This window comes from Veillonella sp. T34266-5 (assembly GCF_002959815.1).
Taxonomy (GTDB): Bacteria; Bacillota; Negativicutes; order Veillonellales; family Veillonellaceae; genus Veillonella; species Veillonella atypica.
On the sequence record NZ_PPCZ01000021.1, the window covers coordinates 56,176 to 81,216 of the forward strand.

Sequence of the window (25,041 nt, forward strand, 5' to 3'; positions counted from 1 at the left end):
TTTTTTAGAGAGGTTTAGATGATGAATAAGAAAAATCTATCTTTAGCAGTTGCCGCATTATCTGTTGTAGGTGTAACGACAGCTTTTGCAGCCAATCCTTTTTCTGATGTAACACCTGATAGCTGGGCTTATCAATCCGTATCACAATTGGCTAGTGCCGGTATCATTAACGGTTATCCAGATGGTACTTTCAAAGGCCAAAAGGATATTACCCGTTTTGAGATGGCTCAAATGGTTGCTAAAGCGATGGCAAATCAAGATCGTGCTAATGCAGAGCAACAAGCGATGATTAATCGTTTGGCCGATGAATTCTCTAATGAATTGTCAAATCTTGGTGTTCGTGTATCTGCTTTAGAGGACCGCGTAGGAAATGTTAAGTTCTCAGGGGATGCTCGTATTAACTATGTTGAAAAAGAAGGCATTGATAATCTAGATTCGGAAGGTAAATTTACAGCTCGTGTGCGTTTGAACGTGGATGCTAAAGTTAATAAGAATACATCTGTGAAAGCTCGATTAACTTCAGGCTCTATTGAACTTGGTGATGCAGCTAAAGATCATACTATGTCCTTTGATTTAGCCTATGTAGAACACAAATTTGGCAAAAATCATATGGTAGATATTGGTCGTTATACACAAAGCTTTGGTGATGGTTTAATCTATTCTAGTAACTTCGATGGTATTGGGTATACAACAAAAGTAGGGAAGGTAAATGTTAATGCTGCCTACGGTTACCCAACACTAGGTCGCTTTAGTAAGGCCTCTAAAGAAAATAATACCGAAATGGCGCTTATTAACCTTAGTGCACCAGTAAATAAACACTTAAATGTAGGTGGCATGTTTGCTCATGTAGGTACTACTAACGTTAAAATGGGCAATGGTAAGACTACTAATGATTTTAACAATGTATATGGTTTTAATGCCCAATATAACATTGGTAAATTTGCCACTAATGCTGAATGGGTGACCGCAACAGGTCTTAGCAATAGTGATGTTTGGAATGTCGGCGTAAAATGGGGCGACTACAAAATCACTAAGAAAAACTCCTGGCGTGTAGCGCTTGACTACTACAACCAAGAAAAGAATGCTCCTGTATTCAAGACACAAAAATATGAAGGTAATGACTTATATGGTAAATCTCGCTATGAAGGCTATAAAGCATGGCAGCTTAGTGCATCCTATGCACCAGAGAAAAATGTAGGCATTACAACATATTATGGCTTCCATGCTAAAACACAAGAAGGCCATAAGGTAAATGATTACTACCGTGCAGACTTGTTATTTAAATTCTAATTAATACCTATGAAATAAGATCTATCAGAGATGATAGGTCTTATTTTTTATTATAACTAATTAATTTTTATTATATTTATTAGTTTTACATATCAATTGGGATAGTATGAGAAGTTAAAATACATTGTTTTATACATAGATAAAATGAAATTTTACAAAATTTAATTTTAATAAATGCAGATAAATACTGGTTTTATTGTATAAAATTATTTCATGAAAGAAATTTCATCATATTTAATTGTATAAAATGCTTTACAAATTTGTTGACCGGATGTATATTGACATCACAGAAAGACAACACACCAAGTTGTGGTGATATACAAGAACAGAAGAAGAGGAAACGTGGATACTCATCAGGATGTTCTTATATAGATCATAACTAGATGTACAGTCTTCTGATAATATATATTTTTTTCTAAATTTGTTAGTCAAAAAGACTATATCAGAAAGAAGGAATCTATTATGAAAAAACAATTCGCAGCAGTGTTTGCAGCAACAGCTCTTTTAGGTGTAACAAGCGCATTCGCAGCTAACCCATTCTCCGATGTAACTCCTGATTCTTGGGCATACCAAGCTGTATCTCAATTAGCAGCAGCTGGCATCGTTAATGGTTACCCAGATGGTACTTTCAAAGGTCAAAACGATATCACTCGTTACGAAATGGCTCAAATGGTAGCTAAAGCAATGGCTAACCAAGATAAAGCTAATGCAGAACAACAAGCAATGATTAATCGTTTGGCAGATGAATTCTCCAATGAATTGAACAACTTGGGCGTACGCGTTTCTAAATTGGAAGACCGTGTAGGTAATGTAAAAGTTACTGGTGATGCTCGTATCCGTTATCAAGGTTCTGAAGACAAAGGCGTTTACAAAGATGGTAGCAAATCCTTAACTGATGGCCGTGCTCGCGTTCAATTCAATGCAAAAGTCAATGATAAAACTGATGCAGTAGTTCGTGTTAAAGGTGGTTATGAATTCGGTGATGCTTCCAATGGTACAACTGCTAAAATTGACCGTGCGTATGTAGATCATAGATTTGGTCAAAACGTATCCGCTAAGGCTGGTCGCTTCAACCAAACAATTGGTGGCGGTTTAATGTACGATGATACATTCGACGGTGCTCAATTGAATGTTGGTAACGATAAAATCCAAGTACAAGGTGCTTATGGTTACATGATGGAAGGCGCTGCAGAAGGTCAAGCAAAATCTGATAACCCATCTGTATCTTATGTAGGTGTTAAAGGCAAAATCGGTCAAGAATCCTCTGTTGGTGGTTTCTACTCCAGATTGTCTAGCGGCAATTTAAAACATAATGGTGTAGCAACTCCAACTGACCATCAAAACGTATACGGCTTCAATGCGGACTTCCGCAAAGATAAAGTATGGGTTGGCGGTGAATGGTTGAAAGCTTCTGACGTAGCTAATTCTCAAGCTTGGACAGCTGGTGTAGGTTATGGTAACTACGACATCGCTAAGAAAGGTACTTGGGATGTGAAAGGTCAATACTTCAACCAAAAAGCTAATGCACCAATCGTAAGCTCCACTTGGGATCAAGCATATGACTTAACTAATACAAATAACGGTTATAAAGGTTATGTAGCAACAGTTGATTATGCTGTACAAGATAACGTAGGCTTAAGCGCTGGTTATGGTTTCAACTCTAAAGACCAAAGCGGTAAAGACTTATCCGATTTCTATCGTGCAGAACTTAACTACAAATTCTAATTGATAATCAAATAACACTATTATGAAAACCATCTCTTAATAACATATAATAGTATATATAAAGGAGTCCTCCTTAGAGGGCTCCTTTTTGTATGTGAAAATGGTTATATGCAATATGTAGTATGAGTATAAAATGACTCAAACATAAAGCTATATTAATAAATAGAAATAGTTATAATGTATTTAATAAGTATAATTTAATAATAACAATGAGAATAAATATCATTATAAGAAAAAATGGATAAATTTGTATAAAATTTTGATTTTTTTGAGTTCTGAAAAATTTAGATAAAATCTAACTTTTCTAAGATTTTAAAAAATAAATTTTTTTAAATGAGAATATAAATGAGAAAAAAGGGTTTACATCAAAATTTCTTCGTGCTAATATCATGGCAACAAGAAGCGGTAAGCAAAACATACTGAAATCTTGATGAAGAATTATGGCGAGGAAACGTGGACACTCCCAAGAGAATTCTAAATCTTGAAATTAGAATGAATTGTGAATCGCAACTTGTGAAAACAATTTTATTCTTATTTTTCAGAAAGAAGGAATTCAACTATGAAAAAACAATTCGCAGCAATCTTTGCAGCAACAGCAGTTTTGGGTGTAACTACAGCATTCGCAGCTAACCCATTCTCCGATGTAACTCCTGATTCTTGGGCATACCAAGCAGTTTCTCAATTAGCAGCTGCTGGTATCGTTAACGGTTATCCAGATGGCACTTTCAAAGGCCAAAACGATATCACTCGTTACGAAATGGCTCAAATGGTAGCTAAAGCTATGGCTAACCAAGACCGCGCTAACGCTGAACAACAAGCTATGATCAACCGTTTGGCTGATGAATTCTCCAACGAATTGAACAACTTGGGCGTTCGTGTAGCTCGTTTGGAAGACCGCGTTGGTAACGTAAAAGTAACTGGCGATATGCGTCTTCGTTACCAAGGTAATGAAGATGAAGCATTCCGTCCAAATGCTGCAGGTGATATGACTTCAAAATCTAAATTTGATGCTCGTGCACGTGTACAATTCAATGCAAAAGTAAACGATCGTACTGATGCAGTTGTTCGTGTAACTTCCGGTAACTTTGAATTTGGTGATGCTACTACAGGTGGTAATGCTAATGCATCCATCGATCGTGCATTTGTAAACCATAAATTCGGTGAACGCGTATCCGTTAAAGCTGGTCGTTTTGGTCAAACATTTGGTGGCGGTTTAGCATTTGATGGTACATTTGATGGTGCTCAATTCAACGCTGGTAATGACAAAGTAAAATTCCAAGCAGCTTATGGTTACATGGTATCTGGTGAAATGGCTGGTACTAAACGTGCAGACAATGAATCCGTTGTTGTTGCTAACTTAAGCGGCAAAGTTGGTAAACATGTTGACTTAGGTGGTTTCTACGCTCGTGTAAATGGCGATAACTTCAAAGCTAACTATGCACATAATGGTACAAACCAAGCTTATAAAAATGTATACGGCTTTAACACTAATGTAAACTTCGATAAAGTTTGGGTTGGTGGCGAATGGTTAAAAGCTTCTAGCGTAAATCATTCTACTGCTTGGACTGCAGGCGTTGGCTATGGTAACTATGACCAAGCTAAAAAAGGCACTTGGGGTGTGAAAGCTCAATACTTCAAACAACAAGAAAACGCTCCAATCGTTGATACTACTTGGAATCAATTCTACACAGTATCCGATCAATACAAAGGTTCTAAAGGTTGGGTTGCTTCCGTTGATTATGCATTGCAAAATAACGTTGGCTTATCTGCTTACTATGGCTTTGACTGGAAAGAAGCTAATGGTAAAACAGAAGGCGGCGACTTCTACCGTGCAGACCTTAACTACAAATTCTAATTTGATAGTTACAAATATAAAAGGGACTCCTTCGGGAGTCTCTTTTTTTGTACCCCTTATAAATGGTATAATAAATAAATACAGTAATTATACAAGGAGGTCTGTTAATGAATCCTTCTTTTTCACATATTCAGATGGTGGCTATCGATTGTGATGAAACATTGTTGCGTAGTGATAATACGGTGTCAGAGTATACTAAGGATGTATTGCATCAATTGCAAGAGAAAGGCATTCAGATCACTATTGCAACGGGACGTATGTACCAAACGGCAAAGCCTGTTGGCATGTCATTGCAGCTTGGTAATGTGCCGATGATATTATTTTCTGGAGGTCTTATCCAAGAATTAGAATCAGGTCGTAAGCTATTTGAACGGACTGTGCCGCTAGATACGGTACAGCGTATTTGGAAAATAGCAAGTCAATATGATTGGCATATTCAATCTTATGTAGATGATCATCTATTGTGTCATCATCAGGATTGGCAATCGGATTTATATGAACGTCAAACGGGGGCTAAAGCTGAATTTTTAGGCGATTCGTTGTATGAACTTTCACAAGAGCCCAATAAATTAATTGCTATAGATACTGTTAAAAACATAGATTCTATCATTGATACATTGACGCCCATTGTAGGTGATACTGCTACGTTAGTGCGGAGTCAAAAGGATTTTTTAGAAATCATTGCACCTCATGTATCCAAGGGCGATGCGTTATATCAGTTAGCACAGCAATATGGAATTGGCCTAGAGCATATCGTATCCTTTGGCAATGCAGAGAACGATATATCTATGTTATCTAAAACGGGGTACTCAGTAGCTGTTGAAAATGCTGTGAATCATGTAAAATCGGTAGCCTGTGAGGTATGTGGGCATCATAATGAAGACGGCGTAGCTCATTGGATTGAAGAACATTTATTATAATGGAGTAAGGTATGGAAGCATTTCGTTTATTAATCGTAACTGGCATGTCTGGTGCTGGAAAAACACAGGTGTTACAGGCATTAGAAGATATGGGCTATCTTTGTGTAGACAATATTCCGCCTGTATTAATTCCGAAACTGAGTGAGATTTGTCGTCAAGGTGGGATCCGCACTAATCGTGTGGCTCTCGTCGTGGATATTCGGGGCGGTGAATTCTTTGAAGCTTTATCTGCTTCGTTAGAGACCTTGAAAGAGATGAAGGTAGATTATGAAATCGTGTTCATGGACGCTAGCGATGAAACGTTGATTCGTCGATATAAAGAATCTCGCCGTAGTCATCCACTCGCACCAAGCGGTCGCATTACAACAGGCCTAAGAAAAGAACGTCAAATTCTTGATTCTGTGCGCCATAAAGCGGATTATATTATCGATACAACGGATATGAAAACCGCATCCTTAAAGGAATACTTGAAAAAACGCTTTACTCAAGTGGCGGATAAACACGGCATGTCGGTAACTGTTGTCAGCTTTGGTTTTAAATACGGCTTGCCATTGGATGCAGATATGATTTGGGATGTTCGTTTCTTGCCAAATCCGTTCTATATTCCAGAATACCGTCATAAAACGGGACGTGTACAGGTTGTTAACGACTATATTCACTCCTTTGACGTAACGGATGAATTTAAAACACACTATTTTAATACCATGGATTTCCTTGTGCCTAATTATGAGAAGGAAGGCAAAGCTCAATTTATTGTAGCTGTTGGCTGTACAGGCGGTATGCACCGCTCTGTTGCCATGGCAGAGGCTTTATATGCTCATTTATTAGAAAAAGGTTATCGTGTCACGGTGGAACATCGGGATATGATGAAGAATAATGTGGAAGAAGATTTTAATCCACATCAAGCAGATCTAGGGGATTAAAAGGGGATTATATGTTACGAAAACGTTGGTTCCGGTGGTTAATTCCGGGCCTTAATATAAAACGTTGGCTTGCTCTCTATAGCTTGGGGGTAGGCTTATTAATCATAGGCATTTCACTATTATTTAACTATCAATGGTTATCGTATATAGAGGATATTGTTCTTGCCTATTCCTATTCCTTAACGGGATATTATAATTACAATGTATTGATTTTAGTGGGCGCAGTACTTATTGGTATATCGGCTATTTTAATTTTAGTTGGTACGAGCAAGGTTATTAAAACCATTATCCGTGCTGTTTTACCAGATCCATCTAGTAAGGTATCAGATATTATCTTTCAAAATATCCGACTTGATAAAGGCCCTAAAATCGTCGTTATTGGTGGTGGTACGGGCTTATCCAATTTATTGCGCGGTTTGAAAGCTCACACATCTAATTTATCGGCTATCGTTACGGTTGCCGATGATGGCGGTTCTTCTGGTCGCTTGCGAGAAGATTTTAAAATGATTGCACCTGGCGATTTACGCAACTGTCTTATAGCTCTTGCAGAACAAGAAGGGGTTATGGAAAATCTTTTCCGCTATCGTTTTGAAGGGAACAATGAGCTCTCTGGTCATAGCTTTGGGAATCTCTTTATTACGGCGTTGGCACAGGTTTATGATGGCGATATAGAGGAGGCCCTCGAAGCGGCTAGTAAATTATTGCGTGTCCGCGGTCGTGTCATTCCGTCGTCTACAGAATTTATTCAACTCAGTGCTGAACTCATTGATGGCACAATTGTGGATGGTGAAAGTAATATTCCACACGCAGGAAAGAAGATTAAACGCGTATTTAGTAGTCCTGAATATCCAAAACCAGAAGGCGCTGCATTGCGCGCCATTGATGAAGCGGATGTTATTATATTAGGGCCTGGTAGTCTCTATACGAGTATTATTCCTAATTTATTGACCGACAAAATCGCGGACCATGTGCGCGCTAGTAAAGCCAATAAAATTTACATTGCCAATGTAATGACACAACCTGGTGAAACGTCAGGCTACACATTGGCTGATCACGTACAAGCTATCATCGACCATAGTGGGGTAGGTATCATCGATACGGTTCTCGCCAATGATGGACCTTTGCCAATTCAAATGGTAGAACAGTATAGCGCAGTTGGTTCAGAACCTGTGGCCATCGATTCTAAACGTTTACAAGATATGGGGATTCGCACGGTTAGAGCAACGCTCATTAGTCAAGAAAAACCTGCTATTCATGATCCAGAACGTTTAGGTAAGGTCCTTATGGATATCATATATGCTATGAAATCAGATATGGAACCACGGGTATTAGAATATTATTTACGCCGTGCTGATCATTAGAAAGGAAAACCTATGTCTTTTGCAGAAGATGTAAAAAATGAATTATGTGCCTATGAGCCTGAAACGGATACCGATGTGGCCATGAAGATTGAAGCATCCTGCTTATTGCGCATGGGTGGTTCCTTATTGCTCGGTATGAGGGGAGCTATCGGTATACGACTAGCCACTGCTAATAATGCGGTGGCTAGACGTTTGCTAGGTATACTTAAAAAACAATACGAATTGCCGACCCATGTTATGGTGCGCCAAGGTTTAAATTTGCGGAAAAAGAATATGTATACACTAACGGTGGATCCATCTCAAGAGGGGCGTCAAGCCTTAGAAGATTTGGCACTGTGGCCTGTCACCGAACAGTTGCCACGGAAGTGGTTACACTCAATGGAGGCGCGACGAGCCTTCTTGCGCGGCGCTTTTTTAGGGGGCGGATCTGTTAATAAACCACAAAGTGATTACCATCTTGAGTTTATGACGGGCAACGAAGCTTTTGCACGAGAAATTGTATATGTATTGAAATTGTTTCACATTCATGCAGGGCTAACAGAGCGTAAAGAAGAATATGTGGTATATCTTAAAGAAGGCGATGCGGTAACAAATTGTTTACAGGTCATGGGTGCTCAATCGGCATTGATGGAATTTGAAAATGTACGCATCATGAAGACCGTTCGCAATCAGATCAATCGACAGGTAAATTGTGAGACTGCAAATTTACAAAAAACCGTAGATGCAGCGGTACGTCAAGTGAAAGCCATCCGTATATTGGATGAGCATATAGGTATTGATGCATTGCCGGATAAATTGAAAATTGTAGCTAGATTGCGCTGGAATAATCCGGAAGCAAGTTTAAAAGAATTAGAAGAAATGATGAATGGTACCTTATCTAAATCAGGTATTGGACATCGTTTGAAAAAGTTAGAAGCATTAGCCCTTACATATGATCCTATGGGGCTGGAAGAGGTTTAATATTATGTTATTTAAGAAAACATATAAGCTAGCGACGATGTTAGCAGTTATGGGAGTATTAACAGGTCATGCAGCAAGCGATATTGATTTGAACTCCATAGGATATTTTTCGTTTACTCCATTACCAGCGGAATTACAAGCGCAGAAGGATACATTGCTATTATCTGATAGTCCTGAATATGTAGGTCCCGTAGGCGGCGTTTTAAGTGCTGGTAGCATTAATGGGAAAGGGCGTATCTACTTTTATCATGTAAATGAAATGGCTGAACCTCATAAGATTGCCATTATCTTGGAGAATACAGGTAATGAACCAAATGGCATTGCTGTGTTCCGTGAACTAAAATCCATCGCCACATCAGATTATTTTGCGGCGGGCCGCGATTTATCACGAAAGGAATTAGAGCAACCATTGACGGATAAACCACTGTATTCCTTTGTGATGCCTCCCAAAAGTCGTCAACTCGTATTTACCGATTTAGAACATTCCCCAATTCCTAAAGATGCTTTATTTACAGGCATCGTAGATTTGCAAACAAGTGCTCCTGTATTTGCACGGGTTATGATGATTCCTATGAATCTGAACTCTATTGAGTCCTCGTATTGGGTGAATAATTTGCCTATAGACCATGTGCGGTTGCGTGGTACTTTCACCGGTGCTGAGCGCGAAATGGCAGTAACAAAAGAATATAACACCACGTTAGGTGGCGCCTATGTGGAACTGGGTAATGATAGAGAAGACCGTTTTGTAGAGGGCGTGGATGAGCTCGATAATAAGGCCTATGTAAAGGACGCAGGGAACTATGGTATTTCTTATACCGTTAAAATTCCTACAAGTGGCGAGGATCCTTTCCGCCTCTATTTCAATCCATTAGGCGGCGGTTATTCGGGTTCTTTTACTGTGAAAGCACAACGTCGTTGGCAGAAGGCTCCTAGTGAAAGCATGACCTATCACATCGGTGGTGACGACGGACTGATGGCATTAGGTCATAATACTGTATTAGATTCTCGATACATGGGGAATTATTACGGTGGTGATACGTTGACCATCGATTTCATGCCGGCTGGTGCTTCGAATTTACCAGTTCGTTTTTTACTGATACCAGAAGCGTTAGCAAACCCTCAATATGCGCGCGTATTGGCCACTAATGAAGCTGGTCAGCGTGCATTAGAAGCAGAGGCACAAAAAGAAGCAGCCGAAGCAGCTAAGAAGGTGGCTATTGAAGAAAAATATGTAGCAGCGAAAACGCAAAAAGAAGAACAAGCTCATCAATTAGCAGAGGCAGCTAAATTAGCGGCTGAAAAGGCAACTGCTGCTCATAAAGCAGCTCAAGATAGACAGGCTGAGCTTGATAAACGAGATGCAGAGGAACAAGCTAAACTTAAGGCAAAAGCCGATGCAGCTGCTGAACGAGCACGTGCTAAAGCAGAAGCTGATCGACAATTGGCTGAACAAAAAGCTAAGGCTGATGCCCAAAAAGCGGAAGCAGCACGCATTGCAGCAGAGCAAAAGACGAAAGATGATGCGGCTAAGGCTGAAGCGGCTCGTATTGTAGCCGAACAAAAAGCCAAGGCTGATGCTCAAAAAGCAGAGGCAGCACGCATCGCAGCCGAACAAGCAGCTCGTGAAAAAGCAGAACGTGAGCAAGCTGCTCGAGAAGCGGCTGAGAAAAAAGCTCGTGAATATGCAGCAAAATTAGAAGCACAACGTTTAGAAGCGCAGCGTAAGGCTGAAGAAGAACGCATTTTGGCTGAACAACGAGCAGAGGCTACACGCATAGAGGCAGAACGCAAAGCGGCAGAACAAGCGGCTAAAAACGAAGCAGAACGCCAAGAAGCGGCTAGAAAAGCAGAAGCGGCGCGTCAAGAGGCGGCTCGTCAGGCCGAGGAAAAACGCAAGGCTGCAGAAGCCAAAGCAGAGGCTGATCGAATTGCAGCCGAAGCAAAACGCGCTGAAGAGGCTAGAAAAGCCGAAGAAGCTCGTCAGGAAGCATTGCGCAAGGCCGAAATGGCTCGACAAGAAGCTGCTCGTAAAGCTGAGGAAGAGCGCCTAGCAGCTATTGCAAAAGCTCAAGAAGAAGCGCGTAAAGCCGAAGAACGTCGTATTGCAGAGGAAGCAAAACGGGCCGAAGAAGCGCGTAAAGCCGAAGAAGCACGCCGTGCCGAAGAGGCTCGTAAGGCAGAGGCTGCAAGAATTGCGGAAGCAGAACGTATTGCGGAAGCCGCTCGACAAGCTGAGGAAGCCCGCATCCGCGAAGAAAATCGCGCTGCAGAAGCGGCACGTAAAGCAGAGCGTGAACGGATTGCGAAGGAACAAGCAGAAGCGGCTAGAAAAGCCGAAGAAGCTCGCCAATTGGCAGAAAAACGGTACCGTGAATACGAAATTGCTCAAGAACAAGCCAAAGAGGCACGCCGTCGTGCTGATATTCAACGGGAAGCTCAGAAAAAAGCAGCTCAACGGGCTGAAGAAATCCGCTTAGCTGCACAACGACAAATCATCGCTAAGCGAAACGCAGAAATTGCACGTCAAAAATTGGCAGAAGAACGTGAAGCAGCGCGTATTGCAGCACAAGGTGGTAAACGTCGTAGCTTTGCTGAGCTAAATGATGTTAATACATCTGTCGACCAAGATGAAGATACTACACAAAATGCAGTATCTATTGATCAGTTGACCAGAAAACAACAGTAAACGAATTGGTGGATTTACATATTAAATCGGATGCCTGTTAAGGCATCCGATTTGTGTTTCTTCATGGGAATTACATTGACTTTCACAGGTAATTTCAGTACAATGGATAGAGATAAGTGCAATATACAGTACGAGATACTGTAGCATTACAAAATCCCTTTTAAATTGGTCCAGAGAGGCTAAAAAAGGACATATAGTTGAAGCGCCCTAAAGGGCTTCTTTGTGCAAACTATTCGACCTTTTGCCCTGGGGCAAGAGGTCTTTTTTGTTATACGGTTAGGAGGCAATCATGGGACAAGTGAGCTTGCATGGCAAACATTTGTTAGGGTTACAACATGCTACACCAGAAGAGATTAAATTGATTCTCGATGTAGCGAAAAAGATGAAGAAGGTTGTTTTGTCTGATGACAAAAAAATTCCTTACTTGAAAGGTAAGGCGATTATCAATCTATTCATGGAACCTAGTACACGTACGCGTAGTTCTTTTGAACTAGCAGGTAAATATTTAGGGGCAGATGTAATCAATATTACACCAAGTGGTTCCTCTATGGGTAAGGGTGAAAGCTTTCGCGATACATTATTAACATTGTCCTATATGGGGACGGATGCTATCGTAATGCGCAGTAGTGCAGAAGGGGCTCCTCTCTATGCAACAAAAGCCGTTGATCCTATCATTATCAATGCTGGCGATGGTGCCCATGAACATCCAACACAAGCATTGCTCGATATGTTCTCCATCATTGAACGCAAAGGTTCATTAGAAGGTAAAAAAGTTGTTATTGTAGGCGATATTATGCATAGCCGTGTAGCTCGCTCCGATGTTTACGGTCTTACTAAAATGGGGGCTGATGTTCACTTGGCAGGTCCTCGTACTATGCTCTATCCTGAGCTTGAAAAAATGGGTGTTACCATTCATCACGATGTGCGTGAAGCTGTAAAAGATGCAGATGTTGTCAATGTACTTCGTATTCAATTAGAACGCATTCACTCCGCTCTATATCCAACAAATCGCGAATATGCGCGTATCTTTGGTATCAATAAAGATGTATTAAGCCTAGCAAAAGATGATGTTATGGTTATGCATCCAGGCCCAATGAACCGTGGCCTTGAAATTTCCCCAGATGTAGCCTACTGGGATCAATCCGTAATTCAAGAACAAGTACGCAATGGTGTATCCGTTCGTATGGCTGTATTGTACTTAACAATTCATGGAGGTGACGGTAGTGAGCTTGCTTATTAAAAATGGTACGGTAGTCAATCCGGCAAAACAACAACATGAAGTAGCAGACGTTCTCGTGAAAGATGGTAAAATTGCAGCCATCGGTCAAAATTTAAGTTCAGATGGTGCTGAAGTATATGATGCAACAGGACTTATCGTAGCACCGGGTCTTATCGATATTCATACACATTTGCGCGAACCAGGCCAAGAAGCAAAAGAAGATTTTCATTCTGGTACACAAGCAGCAGCGGCTGGTGGTTTTACACGCGTCGTGACTATGGCGAATACAACACCAGTAGTAGATAATGCAGCTCTTGTAAGAGGTTTAAAAAAACAAGCTGAACTTACAGGCGTAGTAAAAGTAGAATTTATCGGTGCTGTATCCAAGAATCTAGAAGGTAAAGAACTTGCTGAATTAGGCGATATGGCTGAAGCAGGTGTTGTGGCGTATTCTGATGATGGTCACTATGTAGAAAGCGCTGCTTTCATGCGCCGTGCATTGGAATATTCTTCCATGTTCAACAAAATGGTTATCGACCATGCAGAAGATATTAGTTTGACTAAAAATGGCCACATGCATGAAGGTTTCGTATCTTATGAAATGGGCGTTATCGGTCGTCCTGCAGTAGCTGAAGATTTGGCTGTAGCTCGCGATATCTTATTAGCGGAAATGACAGGCGGTCATATCCATATCGCTCACGTAAGTAGTAAAAATACGGTCGATATGGTACGTCGTGCAAAGGCTAAAGGGGTTAATGTAACTTGTGAAGTAACGAGCCAACATTTATCCTTTACGGATGAATATTTACGCGAATATAATCCAGCTTTCAAAATGGCACCGCCAATTCGCTCCGAAGATCATCGTCAAGCATTGCTAGAAGGTTTGAAAGATGGCACTATCGATGCTATCATTACAGACCATGCACCACATGCATTTGAAGAAAAAGACCATGAATTCTGCTGTGCTCCAAACGGATTTAGTGGTCTTGAAACATCCTTGGCCGGCGTTATTACTAATGCCTATGGCCCTGATAAACTTAGCATCGACCAAGTGGTGTACTACATGAGTACGCGTCCAGCTGAGTTAATGCATCTAGATGCAGGTGTGTTAGAAGTTGGTAAACCAGCAGATATTACAGTGTTCTCTACTACAGAACAATGGACTGTAGATAGAAATAAATTTTATACAAAAGGTAAAGTCAGTCCATTCGATGGCATGACTGTTACTGGTAAAGCAAAACTTACCGTTGTAGACGGTAACATCGTTATGAAGGAGGGCGTGGTCCTATAATGAAAGGCAAATTAGTTCTGGAAGATGGTTCCGTATTTGAAGGTTCCCTATTAGGCGGCGCTCCTACAGTGGGCGAGGTTGTGTTTAACACGGGCATGACTGGATATCAAGAAATTTTGACTGACCCATCCTATGCGGATCAAATTATTACATTAACATATCCACTCGTTGGTAACTATGGTACATTGAATGCTATTACACAAGGTCCTAAACCATACTGTAAAGGCTTTATCGTAGGTGAACTATGTGATTTCCCATCCAATTGGCAAAATGAAGGTTTGTTCAGCGAATATTTACGTCTACATGGCATTCCTTGCCTCTATGATGTAGATACGCGTGCTATTACTCGTACTATTCGTAACCATGGTGTTATGAAAGGCGTACTTGTACGTGCTGATTATCCGATGGAAGATATTCAAAAATTATTTAAACAAGATTTGCCTACAGACCAAGTTATGCGTGTCACTACAAAATGGCAAGGCATGCGCGGTGATAAAAATGCAGAATTCCATGTGGCTGTAATGGATTATGGTGTAAAAGAAAACATCCTTCGCTCCTTAGAGGTTGCTGGTTGCCGTTTAACTGTATTCCCAGCAGATTCTAAAGCAGAAGATGTACTCGCTGTTAATCCTGATGGTATTTTCTTGTCCAATGGTCCTGGAGATCCTCAAGATTTAGGTTATGCAGTAGAAGAAGTGAAGAAAATGTTTGGTAAGAAACCAATCTTTGGTATCTGCATGGGTCACCAAGTATTAGCACAAGCATACGGCGGCACTACATTCAAACTAAAATTTGGTCACCGTGGTTCTAATCACCCGGTACAAGATCTTCGTACAGGCCGTGTATATATTACATCTCAAAATCATGGCTTTGCCGTAGATGATACTTCTTTGCCTGATTATATTGAAATCACACATCGCAGTGTGAACGATGGTACTGTTGAAGGTATGCGCCATAAAGAATTGCCAATCTTCTCCGTACAATACCATCCAGAAGCGTCTCCTGGACCTACTGATAACCTATATTTGTTTGATGAATTTGAAGATATGATGAGAAAGGGAAAATAATATGACCACAGAAGCAAAAAAAGTACTCGTAATTGGTTCTGGTCCAATTATTATCGGCCAAGCAGCAGAATTCGACTATGCTGGTACACAAGCGTGCCGTTCCCTTCGTGAAGAAGGCTACAAGGTAGTATTGGTTAACTCTAACCCTGCAACAATCATGACAGATACAGATATTGCAGACCGCGTATATGTAGAACCTATTAGCCTTGAATTCGTAACGGAAGTTATTAAAAAAGAACGCCCTTGGGGCTTATTGGCAACATTGGGTGGCCAAGTAGGTCTAAATATGGCCGTTCAATTATCAGAAGCAGGCGTACTCGAAGAGTATGGCGTTAAATTACTTGGTACGACATTAGAAGCTATTAAACATGCAGAAGATCGCGAATTATTCAAGGAAGCGATGAAGGAAATCAATCAACCAGTTCCTGAATCTGACATCTTTAATGACCTTGAAGAAGCTGTAGCCTTTGCAAATCGTATCGGTTATCCTATCATCATCCGTCCTGCATACACATTGGGTGGTACTGGTGGCGGTATCGCTCACAATGAAGATGAAATGTATGAAATCACACGCCGTGGTTTGAAACTTTCACCAATTCACCAAATCTTGGCGGAACGTTCCGTTGCAGGTTGGAAAGAAATCGAATACGAAGTAATGCGCGATAGTGCAGACAACTGTATCATCGTATGTAATATGGAAAATATCGACCCTGTAGGCGTACATACTGGTGACTCCATCGTTGTGGCACCAAGCCAAACATTGAACGATATTCAATATCAAATGCTTCGTACTGCATCTGTAGATATCATTCGCTATTTGAAAATTGAAGGTGGTTGTAACGTACAATACGCATTGAATCCAGATAGCAACGAATATATCGTTATCGAAGTAAACCCTCGTGTATCCCGTTCCTCCGCGTTGGCGTCTAAAGCAACTGGTTATCCAATCGCGAAGGTAGCTGCAAAAATTGCAGTAGGCATGACATTGGATCAAATTACTAATGCAGTAACAGGCGAAACAAAAGCATGCTTCGAACCAACACTTGACTATGTAGTAACTAAGTTCCCTCGTTGGCCATTTGAAAAATTCAATTTGGCAGACCGCACATTGGGCACTCAAATGAAGGCGACTGGCGAAGTTATGGCTATTGACCGTACCTTGGAAGGTTCTTTATTGAAAGCTATTCGCTCCTTGGAAATCGGTTTAGACCACATTGAGCTTAAGAAAATCGCTCATGAGTCCATGGAACAATTGATTGAACGTTTACATTTAGTAGATGATGAACGTATCTACGTTGTGGCTGAAGCACTTCGCAAGGGGATTAGCGTAGAAAAAATCCATTACATTACTAAAATCGATACATTCTTCATTGAAAAAATCAAGAATATCGTCAATGTAGAAAAAGCGTTAACTGAACATGGTTTGACTCAAGATGTGTTGCGGTTAGCTAAACGCTATTCCTTCCCTGATACTGTTATCGCACGCTATGCGAATACAACTGCAGAAGAAGTAAAAGCGAAACGCAAAGAATGGAATATTCTTCCAACTTATAAATATGTAGATACATGTGCTGCAGAATTCGAATCCAAAACACCGTACTACTACAGTGCATACGCACAAGAAGACGAAGTTAAACCATTGGGTGAAAAATCCGTTGTCGTACTTGGTTCTGGTCCTATCCGTATCGGTCAAGGCGTTGAATTCGATTACTGCTCCGTACATTCCTCTTGGGCTCTTCGCAAAGCGGGTTACCAATCTATTATGATCAACAATAACCCGGAAACAGTATCTACAGACTTTGATATTTCCGATTCCCTATACTTCGAACCATTAACAGTGGACGATGTTATGGAAATCATCGATAAAGAACAACCAGCTGGCGTTATCGCTCAATTTGGTGGTCAAACAGCTATCAACTTGGCGGGCCCATTGGCTAAACGCGGTGTAAAAATCCTCGGTACATCTGTAGATAGTATCGATATGGCAGAAGACCGTGAACGTTTTGACGAATTGTTGGCAAAACTTGGTATTCCTCGTCCAGTAGGTGCTCTTGTTACATCTGATGAAGAAGCACAAGAAGCAGCTAAGAACTTAAAATATCCATTGATCGTTCGTCCTTCTTATGTATTGGGCGGTCGTGCTATGGAAATCGTATACAACGATAAAGAACTTGACCTATACATGAAGGAAGCCGTAGTAGCGTCTAAAGAACATCCAGTTCTTATCGACCGTTACATGGTTGGTATGGAAGTAGAGGTTGATGCTATTTCCGACGGTACCGACGTATGTATTCCTGGTATTATGGAACAAATCGAACGCGCCGGTGTTCACTCTGGTGACTCCATGGCCGTTTATCCAGCACAACATTTGAGCCAAGAAATTATCGATCAAATCGTAGATTATACACGTCGTATCGCAATTGGTCTTAATGTTAAGGGCGTTCTTAATATTCAATATATCGTGGCTGATGGCGAACTTAATGTAATTGAAGTTAACCCTCGTTCTAGCCGCACTGTACCATTTATTTCTAAGGTTACAGGTATTAATATGGTAGAATGTGCAACACGAATTGCCCTTGGTGAAAGCTTAAAAGAATTAGGCTTGCCACTTGGTCTTGTACCTAACAAACCATATGTAGCTGTAAAAGCACCTGTATTCTCCTTCTCCAAAATGGGCCTTGTAGAAATCGCTCTTGGACCTGAAATGAAATCTACTGGTGAAGTTATGGGGATTGGTCGTACCTATTCTGAAGCATTGTTTAAAGCTATCAATGGTGCCAACATGCGTATTCCAGAAGATGGTACAATTCTTATGACCGTAGCAGATCGCGACAAAGCAGAAGCTTGTGAACTTGCAAAAGGTTTCATCGACCTTGGCTATCACATCGAAGCGACTGGTGGTACAGGCAAATACTTCATCGAACATGGTGTTAATTGCAAGGTCGTTAATAAAATCCATGAAGGCGAAGACAACTGTGCTGACCACATTCGCCAAGATAAGGTGGATCTTGTACTTAATACATTGACAGCTGGTAAACGGCCTGAACGTGAAGGTTTCCAATTGCGCCGTCTCGCTGTAGAAATGGGTACACCATGCTTAACAAGTCTTGATACAGCTCGTGAAGTATTACGCGTTGTAGCAAACCGTAAAGACGACGCTAACTACAATGTAGAAGCATTACAAGATTTTGAATTGGAGTAATACCATGAGTGGCTATGTAGAACAGGGCGAAGTCGTTCGCAATGAGCAAATAGGCTCTGATGTGTGGATTATGGATATTCACGCACCAAAACAAGCAGCAGAAGCAAAGGTAGGGCAGTTTTGTAATGTTCGCGTAGCGGACTCTACGGCGCCATTATTGCGTCGCCCTATTAGCTATGCTGGATTTGATGTACAAAAGGGTACGATTACCCTTTTGTACCGTGTCGTAGGTAAGGGGACGGATATTATGACTCGCCTCGTGCCTGGTGATACATTAGATTGTTTAGGCCCGTTGGGCGAACCATTTGTAACATCTGAGAATATGCTTCTCGTTGGCGGTGGCGTTGGTATTGCACCGATGCTTTGTATTGCGTCCCATTTACAAGATGGCGAGTCTGCACACGTTATCTTAGGCTTTAGAAATGAAAGCGAAACCTTCTGGGCTGATTTGTTCAAGGATACAACTGTACAGGTTCATATCACAACAGATGATGGTAGTGTAGGAACAAAGGGGTTCCCAACAGCTATTATGCCTGAACTAATTAATTCTAATACATTCACTTCCGTTATGACTTGTGGTCCAATGCCGATGATGAAAGGTGTGGCTCAAGTGGCTAAAGAGCTCAATGTACCTTGCCAAGTGTCCTTAGAAGAACGGATGGGCTGTGGTACAGGTGGTTGTTTAGGCTGTGCTTGTGATGGCCTAGGTGGTAAGCGCTATAAGGTTTGTAAAGATGGTCCTGTATTCCCAGCAGAGGAGGTGTTCTTTTAATGAGTGAACGCGATTTAAATAACACCGTTACACCAAACCCAAACCTCGCCATCGATTATTGCGGTATTAAGATGAAAAATCCTATTATCGCTGCATCTGGTACCTTTGGAAATGGTCCTGAATACGCTGGTTATCTAGACCTTAGTAATGAGGTGGGGGCTATCTCTGTAAAAGGATTAACGCCTAAAGGTCGTCATGGTAATCCGGGCCCGCGTATTGCAGAAACTCCATCTGGTGTATTGAACTGCATTGGCCTTGAAAATCCTGGAGCAGAACATTTTGTTACGGATATTTTGCCAGAACTTAAGAAATATGATGTACCGCTACTAGCTAATATGTCTGCTGGTACAGTAGAGGAATTTGCTTGGATGGCAGAAACACTATCTGTGGATGGTATTGCAGGCCTTGAAGTCAATGTATCATGTCCAAATGTAGAGAGTGAAGGTATGGCATTTGGCGTAGACCCAAAGGTTGTTGAACAAGTAACTAAAGCGGTTCGTAAAGTAACCGATAAGCCGGTTATTGTAAAACTTTCACCAAATGTAACAGATATCGTGGAAATTGCAAAGGCTGTAGAAGCAGGTGGTGGTAATGGGGTCAGCCTCATTAATACATTGTTAGGAATGGCTATTGATATTCACCGTCGCAAACCATTGTTAGGTAATATTTATGGCGGTCTATCTGGTCCAGCAGTAAAACCTGTGGCGCTTCGCATGGTTCACCAAGTCTATAAAGGGGTTACTATTCCTATTATTGGCCTTGGTGGTATCATGAGTGGTACAGATGCTATCGAATTTATGATGGCCGGTGCCCAGGCCGTACAAGTTGGTACCGCTACGATGGTTGATCCAACCGCGATTTCTCGTATTGCTCGTGAAATGGGCGATTTTGTAGAACAATATAATCTCAATAGCATTACTGACATTGTTGGTGCTGTACATCAATAATAGTCGCGTAGCAACAAAAAAGCAGGAATTGGCAATGCCAGTTTCCTGCTTTTTCGCATATATGTAATTATTTCGCATCAATATTGGTAAATGTATTATACGTAGGCCTTATAGAAATCTATAAATTGTTGTGCCACTGGTGAAAGGGCATGACCTTTTAAGGTGATGAATGCTTTCTTATAGTCACCGGAAAATTCAGGCAATTTAATGCGTGACATTTTGCGGTGGTTTACCATTTCTTTAGTATCCATTGGGACCAGTGCCACCGTACGCCCAGATGATGCCCATTCAATAGCCGATGTTTTTGTAGTCGTAATAGCGCTCACATTTAGATGTTCCATATCTGTTAAGGATGATTGCATAATCATTCTTACGGACCCACCAGATAAGGAGAGAGGGCATTGTCTGATATCATCCCAGGTGATTGTATCGTGTTCGCGATCAGTCCAGAACACATCGCGTCTAAATAATGCGTATAGATGTTCCTCTTGGGTTAAGAGAATATCAAATTTATCAGTGTCTACCATTTGGATATTAGCAATTCCAATTTCTGCACTGCCACTGATGAGCTGTTTTACGACATTGGTCATGAGCCCTTCGTAAATCTCAAAGTGTACAGATGGATATTTCATGGAAAATGCCGGCAAATATTGTTGTACGATGGGGGTGGAACGGGATGCGGAGGTAGCGATGCGCAGCGTACCTTCGATACGCGAGTTTAGCTGTTGTACTGCATTATACGTAGATTCCTCAATAGAACATAATTGCTGTGCTTTTTCATAAAAAATTTTACCTGCATCGGTAAGTTGTAAATTGGAACCTCGTTGACCTCGTTTAATATTGATGAGCTGAGCGCCAAATTCTGCCTCTAAATATTTTAACTGCTTACTCAAAGCCGGTTGTGTAATGTGGAGAATTTCAGCAGCTTGTGTCATGTTTCCTGTTTGAACAAGGGTTATAAAATTGTGATAATACGATGTGTCCATAAAATCCCCCTTTTATACACAAATCATGATAATTAAAATTTATAACTAATAAAGGAATAGTTATTTTACCTTTTAAGAAATGTCATATATACTATACACATTAAGAGAAATAAAGCACATAAAAAGTTGTTTTAATAATCTCATCAATATTTTTGATATAGTTGCAGTGACTAGGAAAGTGAGTACTACTATGGGCGTAGTAAAAAGAACATTAAGTAAAGCAATTCGTAATTGGGAAGCACGTAGATTAATGACAGCACATAATGCTGGTGTTAGTCGTAAAAAACAATTAGAACGCGTATGGCCATATCCATTGACAACTGAAAAACGTCATGAAATGAATCAAGGTCTTATTGGTTTAGTTCATAATGACAAATAATTAGGTACCATACGAATTGATAGGATACTTAAGCTAGTGGCAGTACCACTTCGATAGAATCTAATACATTACAAGTAGCAGCTCCATGACTCATGTCTTGGAGCTCTTTTTGTATGTGTTCTATATCGGTAGGTGGCACTAAAATAGTAAGATCTACCTTCTCTCCAAAGGTAGCCTCATAATGTAGTTGTGCATCCTGTAGATAGCGTTCTATTGTGCCATATAGTGCATAGTCAATAATCGCTTGTAATTGAGTTCTTGTGGTATGCAATTCCTTTGGCGCAAGACGCAATGTTTCAGCAACGGAGTGGGAGTATGCTCGGATTAATCCACCAGCCCCTAGTTTTATACCGCCAAAGTAGCGCGTTACCACAACGGCTACATTTGTAATACCTGTTTTTTTCAAGACTTCTAGCATAGGCTTACCCGCAGTACCCGATGGTTCACCATTATCGGACGAGCGTTGTTGCTCTTGCTTTGGTCCTAATGCAAAGGCCGTACAATTATGCCGAGCATCCCAAAACTCTTTGTTGATACGGGCGATAAAAGATTGTGCATCCTCTTCGGTACTACATGGATATACGGTAGTGATAAATCTGGATTTCTCCACTACATATTCATGACGAAATTCTTTGGCAATGGATATGAATTCCACGGTAGGGCTAGTTGTATCTGGCATTTCCTCACCTCCATTCTTATTTCTACCACTATAGTATTTATTCATCATCATCACTTTATTATAAGCTATTTATAAAGGTAATGTATAGATTATGAGCGATAATGTTTAATAATAGATATATTTATTTACACAATATATATCGCTACAATCGCAATTATTAATTCCCTTACAGAAAAGGAATAACCCTCTAGTTTTAGTAGGATATTGACGAATTGAGAATCTATGTTATTATAAATAGTAGAAACATGAGTATTTGTTCATGTGATAAATATTACAAATATACTGTGTTTATCATATTTTATGAATATATGATTTGAATTGTATCGAAGGAAGTTATATATGAGTACAAAAAAACAAGAGTTTGACATTACGGGCATGCACTGTGCAGCCTGTGTAAAACGCGTTGAAAACGTCGTATCCAAGGTGGATGGCGTAGCTTCTGTAAAGGTTAACCTACTAACCCGTAAGGGGAGTGTAGAGTTTAAGGATGGCGCTACCGTAGAACCACAACAAATTATCGATGCCATAACGAATATCGGTTTTGGTGCTACAGAAGCGGATGAAACGAAACAAGAAATAGAAAAGGTTAATTTAAAACCACATATTACACGCCTCATTATTGCGGCTTGTATGGCTGTACCAATGATGATTAACATGACCTTGCATCGTTTTGGTATTCAAGCGTTGCCGGTTTGGGTTGAATTTGTATTAGCCACTATCGCTCAATTTGGCCCGGGTCTCATGTTCTATAAGAGTGCATGGAGTGCCGTAAAGAATGGGGCTCTTACGATGGATGTCCTTGTTGTTATGGGTACGACTGTAGCATATTTATTTAGTATTTATAACTGGCAGTTCCATCCAGAACTTGGTCCTCATGGTATTTACTTTGAAACCTCTGCATGGCTTATCACATTTATTCTTCTAGGTAAATTGTTAGAAGAGGTAGCCAAGGGGCGTACGTCTGAAGCGCTTCAAAAACTAATTGCTTTACAACCGGCAACGGCTCATGTATTGCGCGATGGTGAATTTGTAGATATTCCTACCTCTAAGGTGGTAGCTGGCGATGTTTTACAAGTGCGCGCCGGTGAAAAGATTCCTGTAGACGGTACTATTACAGAAGGTTACTCTACCGTTGATGAAGCTATGCTTACAGGTGAAAGCTTACCTGTAGAAAAACAAGTGGGCTCTGAGGTTATTGGGGCGACTATCAATTTAAGTGGTGCTTTCACAATGGAAGCAAAGCGCATTGGTAGCGACACGATGTTATCTCAAATCATCAAGGTCGTAGAGGAAGCTCAAACATCTAAAGCAAGCATTCAACGTATTGCGGATATTGTGGCTCAATACTTTGTACCAACTGTTATTGGCCTTGCTGTACTAACTGGTCTCGTGTGGTACTTTATTGTAGGCGATTCTATCAATGTAGCCCTTATTAATGCGACTGCTGTTCTAGTAATCGCTTGTCCATGTGCGCTTGGCCTTGCAACGCCGACATCCATCATGGTTGGTTCTGGCTTAGGGGCAGAACATGGCGTCCTCATCAAGAGTGCGGAATACCTTGAAAAAGCTGGTAAGCTCGATGCTATCGTTATGGATAAAACAGGTACCCTTACACAAGGCGTGCTCGATGTAACGGCATTCAAAAACTATAGCGGTGATGAAAGTACGAATATGTCCATCATGATGGCCCTTGAAGGTGGCACATCGCATCCAATCGCAAAGGCTATGGTGTACTATGGTGAAGATCATGGCTACAAGGGTAAGGCTGTTGAACTTGAAAGCTTTGGTGATGTACCGGGTAAAGGCTTACAAGGCGCTTATCAAGGTGTGTCTGTACAACTTGGTCATAGCCGTTGGATGAGTGAACTTGGCTATGATTTGTCTAAGGTGCAAGATGATATTCAACATTTTGAAGAACAAGGTGCATCTGTCTCTGTTCTCGCTGTAGATGGTGTTATCAGTGCATTATGGGCTGTAGAAGACGAATTGCGTCCTGAAACAATTGATGTGGTTAAGGAATTACGTTCTCAAGGCATTGATGTATGGATGCTCACTGGTGATAATCGACGTACCGCCCAATACATTGCTAAACAAGCGGGTATTACCCATGTTATTGCAGAAGTATTGCCTCAAGATAAAGCTAGCAAGGTAAAAGAATTGCAAGATAAAGGCCTTGTAGTTGGTATGGTTGGCGATGGTATCAACGATGCACCAGCTCTTGTAACTGCAGATATCGGCTTTGCTATCGGCAGTGGTACAGATATCGCCGTAGAAGCAGCAGATATCGTTCTTGTACGCAATGACTTGCATACATTGGTACAAGCTGTACGTCTTAGCCGCAAGACGATGACCAATATTAAACAAAATCTATTCTGGGCATTGATCTTTAACTGTATCGGTATTCCTTTGGCTGCGGTAGGCGCTTTGAATCCTATGATTGCAGGTACTGCGATGGCATTTAGTTCCGTTACGGTGGTAAGTAATTCCCTTCGCTTAAAACGCGCTAAGATTTAAACGAAAATAAGTTATATTAATTTGATAAAGCACCTATGCAATTGTATAGGTGCTTTGTTTTATGTGAATGTTGTATTTAATGGCTCTCTGTCAAATGTTGGGGTGTTCACCCTACGAGTCTTGTTTGGCACCAATCATATGTATGGTTGGTGCCATTCTTTTTGCTCAAAAGTAGAATACGTACTCTAAATCTACCAAAGTGGCGAAGCCCATAGCTTATTCGTTTTAATACCTTAATCTTGTTGTTAGTTCCTTCTGTGTATCC

General features: G+C 40.8%; 19 protein-coding genes. 16 read left to right on the forward strand and 3 right to left on the reverse strand.

What is annotated here, in order from left to right; genetic code table 11:
• Positions 1 to 18 precede the first annotated feature (18 nt).
• The 14 genes from VIHSUH07_RS07555 to VIHSUH07_RS07620 all read left to right on the forward strand — a co-directional run bounded on the left by VIHSUH07_RS07555 (position 19) and on the right by VIHSUH07_RS07620 (position 20,218).
• Positions 19 to 1,290 carry an S-layer homology domain-containing protein gene (locus VIHSUH07_RS07555; RefSeq protein WP_105084489.1) on the forward strand — a complete coding sequence of 424 codons (1,272 nt, stop codon included), beginning with the start codon at positions 19 to 21 and terminating at the stop codon, positions 1,288 to 1,290.
• Between the two features lie 462 nt (positions 1,291 to 1,752).
• The gene (locus VIHSUH07_RS07560) at positions 1,753 to 3,015 is read left to right on the forward strand and encodes an S-layer homology domain-containing protein (protein WP_105084490.1); all 1,263 of its coding nucleotides are present in this window, start codon (positions 1,753 to 1,755) and stop codon (positions 3,013 to 3,015) included.
• 559 nt (positions 3,016 to 3,574) lie between these two features.
• Positions 3,575 to 4,870: an S-layer homology domain-containing protein gene (locus VIHSUH07_RS07565; RefSeq protein ID WP_105084491.1), complete on the forward strand. Its 1,296-nt coding sequence runs from the start codon at positions 3,575 to 3,577 to the stop codon at positions 4,868 to 4,870.
• 107 nt (positions 4,871 to 4,977) lie between these two features.
• Positions 4,978 to 5,790, forward strand: a complete 813-nt coding sequence (locus VIHSUH07_RS07570; protein WP_105084492.1) for a Cof-type HAD-IIB family hydrolase — start codon at positions 4,978 to 4,980, stop codon at positions 5,788 to 5,790.
• Between the two features lie 11 nt (positions 5,791 to 5,801).
• A complete protein-coding gene (rapZ, locus tag VIHSUH07_RS07575) occupies positions 5,802 to 6,713 on the forward strand; it encodes an RNase adapter RapZ (RefSeq protein ID WP_105084493.1) in 912 nt (303 codons plus the stop codon).
• A gap of 11 nt (positions 6,714 to 6,724) precedes the next feature.
• A complete protein-coding gene (yvcK, locus tag VIHSUH07_RS07580; protein WP_105084494.1) occupies positions 6,725 to 8,074 on the forward strand; it encodes a uridine diphosphate-N-acetylglucosamine-binding protein YvcK in 1,350 nt (449 codons plus the stop codon).
• Positions 8,075 to 8,086: 12 nt separating this feature from the next.
• Positions 8,087 to 9,034, forward strand: coding sequence for a DNA-binding protein WhiA (gene whiA, locus VIHSUH07_RS07585; RefSeq protein ID WP_005383011.1), 948 nt, complete (start codon positions 8,087 to 8,089; stop codon positions 9,032 to 9,034).
• Between the two features lie 4 nt (positions 9,035 to 9,038).
• Positions 9,039 to 11,720 (forward strand): ATPase, encoded by a 2,682-nt coding sequence (locus tag VIHSUH07_RS07590; RefSeq protein WP_105084495.1) that lies wholly within the window; start codon positions 9,039 to 9,041, stop codon positions 11,718 to 11,720.
• A gap of 289 nt (positions 11,721 to 12,009) precedes the next feature.
• Entirely contained in the window at positions 12,010 to 12,960 is a 951-nt protein-coding gene (locus VIHSUH07_RS07595; RefSeq protein ID WP_005377928.1) for an aspartate carbamoyltransferase catalytic subunit, read from the forward strand.
• Entirely contained in the window at positions 12,944 to 14,230 is a 1,287-nt protein-coding gene (locus tag VIHSUH07_RS07600; RefSeq protein WP_105084496.1) for a dihydroorotase, read from the forward strand. The genes VIHSUH07_RS07595 and VIHSUH07_RS07600 overlap by 17 nt, the downstream gene beginning before the upstream one ends.
• Positions 14,230 to 15,297: a glutamine-hydrolyzing carbamoyl-phosphate synthase small subunit gene (carA, locus tag VIHSUH07_RS07605; RefSeq protein ID WP_105084497.1), complete on the forward strand. Its 1,068-nt coding sequence runs from the start codon at positions 14,230 to 14,232 to the stop codon at positions 15,295 to 15,297. Before VIHSUH07_RS07600 ends, carA begins: the two co-directional genes overlap by 1 nt.
• Position 15,298: 1 nt before the next feature.
• A complete protein-coding gene (gene carB, locus VIHSUH07_RS07610; protein ID WP_105084498.1) occupies positions 15,299 to 18,499 on the forward strand; it encodes a carbamoyl-phosphate synthase large subunit in 3,201 nt (1,066 codons plus the stop codon).
• A 4-nt stretch (positions 18,500 to 18,503) separates the two neighbouring features.
• Positions 18,504 to 19,271 (forward strand): dihydroorotate dehydrogenase electron transfer subunit, encoded by a 768-nt coding sequence (locus tag VIHSUH07_RS07615; RefSeq protein WP_105084499.1) that lies wholly within the window; start codon positions 18,504 to 18,506, stop codon positions 19,269 to 19,271.
• A complete protein-coding gene (locus VIHSUH07_RS07620; RefSeq protein WP_105084500.1) occupies positions 19,271 to 20,218 on the forward strand; it encodes a dihydroorotate dehydrogenase in 948 nt (315 codons plus the stop codon). Before VIHSUH07_RS07615 ends, VIHSUH07_RS07620 begins: the two co-directional genes overlap by 1 nt.
• A gap of 95 nt (positions 20,219 to 20,313) precedes the next feature.
• On the opposite strand, the gene VIHSUH07_RS07625 is transcribed toward VIHSUH07_RS07620, so the two are convergent.
• On the reverse strand, positions 20,314 to 21,204 hold the full coding sequence (locus VIHSUH07_RS07625) for a LysR family transcriptional regulator (protein WP_009661427.1): 891 nt from the start codon (positions 21,202 to 21,204) through the stop codon (positions 20,314 to 20,316).
• Between the two features lie 190 nt (positions 21,205 to 21,394).
• Here VIHSUH07_RS07625 and VIHSUH07_RS07630 point away from each other — a divergent pair, with 190 nt between their 5' ends.
• Entirely contained in the window at positions 21,395 to 21,583 is a 189-nt protein-coding gene (locus tag VIHSUH07_RS07630) for a hypothetical protein (RefSeq protein WP_105084501.1), read from the forward strand.
• Between the two features lie 28 nt (positions 21,584 to 21,611).
• On the opposite strand, the gene VIHSUH07_RS07635 is transcribed toward VIHSUH07_RS07630, so the two are convergent.
• Positions 21,612 to 22,262: a YigZ family protein gene (locus VIHSUH07_RS07635; RefSeq protein WP_105084502.1), complete on the reverse strand. Its 651-nt coding sequence runs from the start codon at positions 22,260 to 22,262 to the stop codon at positions 21,612 to 21,614.
• A gap of 339 nt (positions 22,263 to 22,601) precedes the next feature.
• Between VIHSUH07_RS07635 and VIHSUH07_RS07640 the strand changes: the two genes are divergently transcribed.
• Positions 22,602 to 24,776 (forward strand): heavy metal translocating P-type ATPase, encoded by a 2,175-nt coding sequence (locus VIHSUH07_RS07640; RefSeq protein ID WP_105084503.1) that lies wholly within the window; start codon positions 22,602 to 22,604, stop codon positions 24,774 to 24,776.
• 106 nt (positions 24,777 to 24,882) lie between these two features.
• Here VIHSUH07_RS07640 and VIHSUH07_RS07645 read toward each other — a convergent pair.
• Positions 24,883 to 25,041 (reverse strand): transposase (locus tag VIHSUH07_RS07645; protein WP_146104937.1); only part of this gene is annotated, 159 nt, incomplete at its 5' end.

Coding starts and splice junctions, on each gene's coding strand:
- VIHSUH07_RS07555 (WP_105084489.1), top strand. CDS start 19: ATGATGAATAAGAAAAATCTATCTTTAGCAGTTGCCGCATTATCTGTT.
- VIHSUH07_RS07560 (WP_105084490.1), top strand. CDS start 1,753: ATGAAAAAACAATTCGCAGCAGTGTTTGCAGCAACAGCTCTTTTAGGT.
- VIHSUH07_RS07565 (WP_105084491.1), top strand. CDS start 3,575: ATGAAAAAACAATTCGCAGCAATCTTTGCAGCAACAGCAGTTTTGGGT.
- VIHSUH07_RS07570 (WP_105084492.1), top strand. CDS start 4,978: ATGAATCCTTCTTTTTCACATATTCAGATGGTGGCTATCGATTGTGAT.
- rapZ (WP_105084493.1), top strand. CDS start 5,802: ATGGAAGCATTTCGTTTATTAATCGTAACTGGCATGTCTGGTGCTGGA.
- yvcK (WP_105084494.1), top strand. CDS start 6,725: ATGTTACGAAAACGTTGGTTCCGGTGGTTAATTCCGGGCCTTAATATA.
- whiA (WP_005383011.1), top strand. CDS start 8,087: ATGTCTTTTGCAGAAGATGTAAAAAATGAATTATGTGCCTATGAGCCT.
- VIHSUH07_RS07590 (WP_105084495.1), top strand. CDS start 9,039: ATGTTATTTAAGAAAACATATAAGCTAGCGACGATGTTAGCAGTTATG.
- VIHSUH07_RS07595 (WP_005377928.1), top strand. CDS start 12,010: ATGGGACAAGTGAGCTTGCATGGCAAACATTTGTTAGGGTTACAACAT.
- carA (WP_105084497.1), top strand. CDS start 14,230: ATGAAAGGCAAATTAGTTCTGGAAGATGGTTCCGTATTTGAAGGTTCC.
- carB (WP_105084498.1), top strand. CDS start 15,299: ATGACCACAGAAGCAAAAAAAGTACTCGTAATTGGTTCTGGTCCAATT.
- VIHSUH07_RS07615 (WP_105084499.1), top strand. CDS start 18,504: ATGAGTGGCTATGTAGAACAGGGCGAAGTCGTTCGCAATGAGCAAATA.
- VIHSUH07_RS07620 (WP_105084500.1), top strand. CDS start 19,271: ATGAGTGAACGCGATTTAAATAACACCGTTACACCAAACCCAAACCTC.
- VIHSUH07_RS07625 (WP_009661427.1), bottom strand. CDS start 21,204: ATGGACACATCGTATTATCACAATTTTATAACCCTTGTTCAAACAGGA.
- VIHSUH07_RS07630 (WP_105084501.1), top strand. CDS start 21,395: ATGGGCGTAGTAAAAAGAACATTAAGTAAAGCAATTCGTAATTGGGAA.
- VIHSUH07_RS07635 (WP_105084502.1), bottom strand. CDS start 22,262: ATGCCAGATACAACTAGCCCTACCGTGGAATTCATATCCATTGCCAAA.
- VIHSUH07_RS07640 (WP_105084503.1), top strand. CDS start 22,602: ATGAGTACAAAAAAACAAGAGTTTGACATTACGGGCATGCACTGTGCA.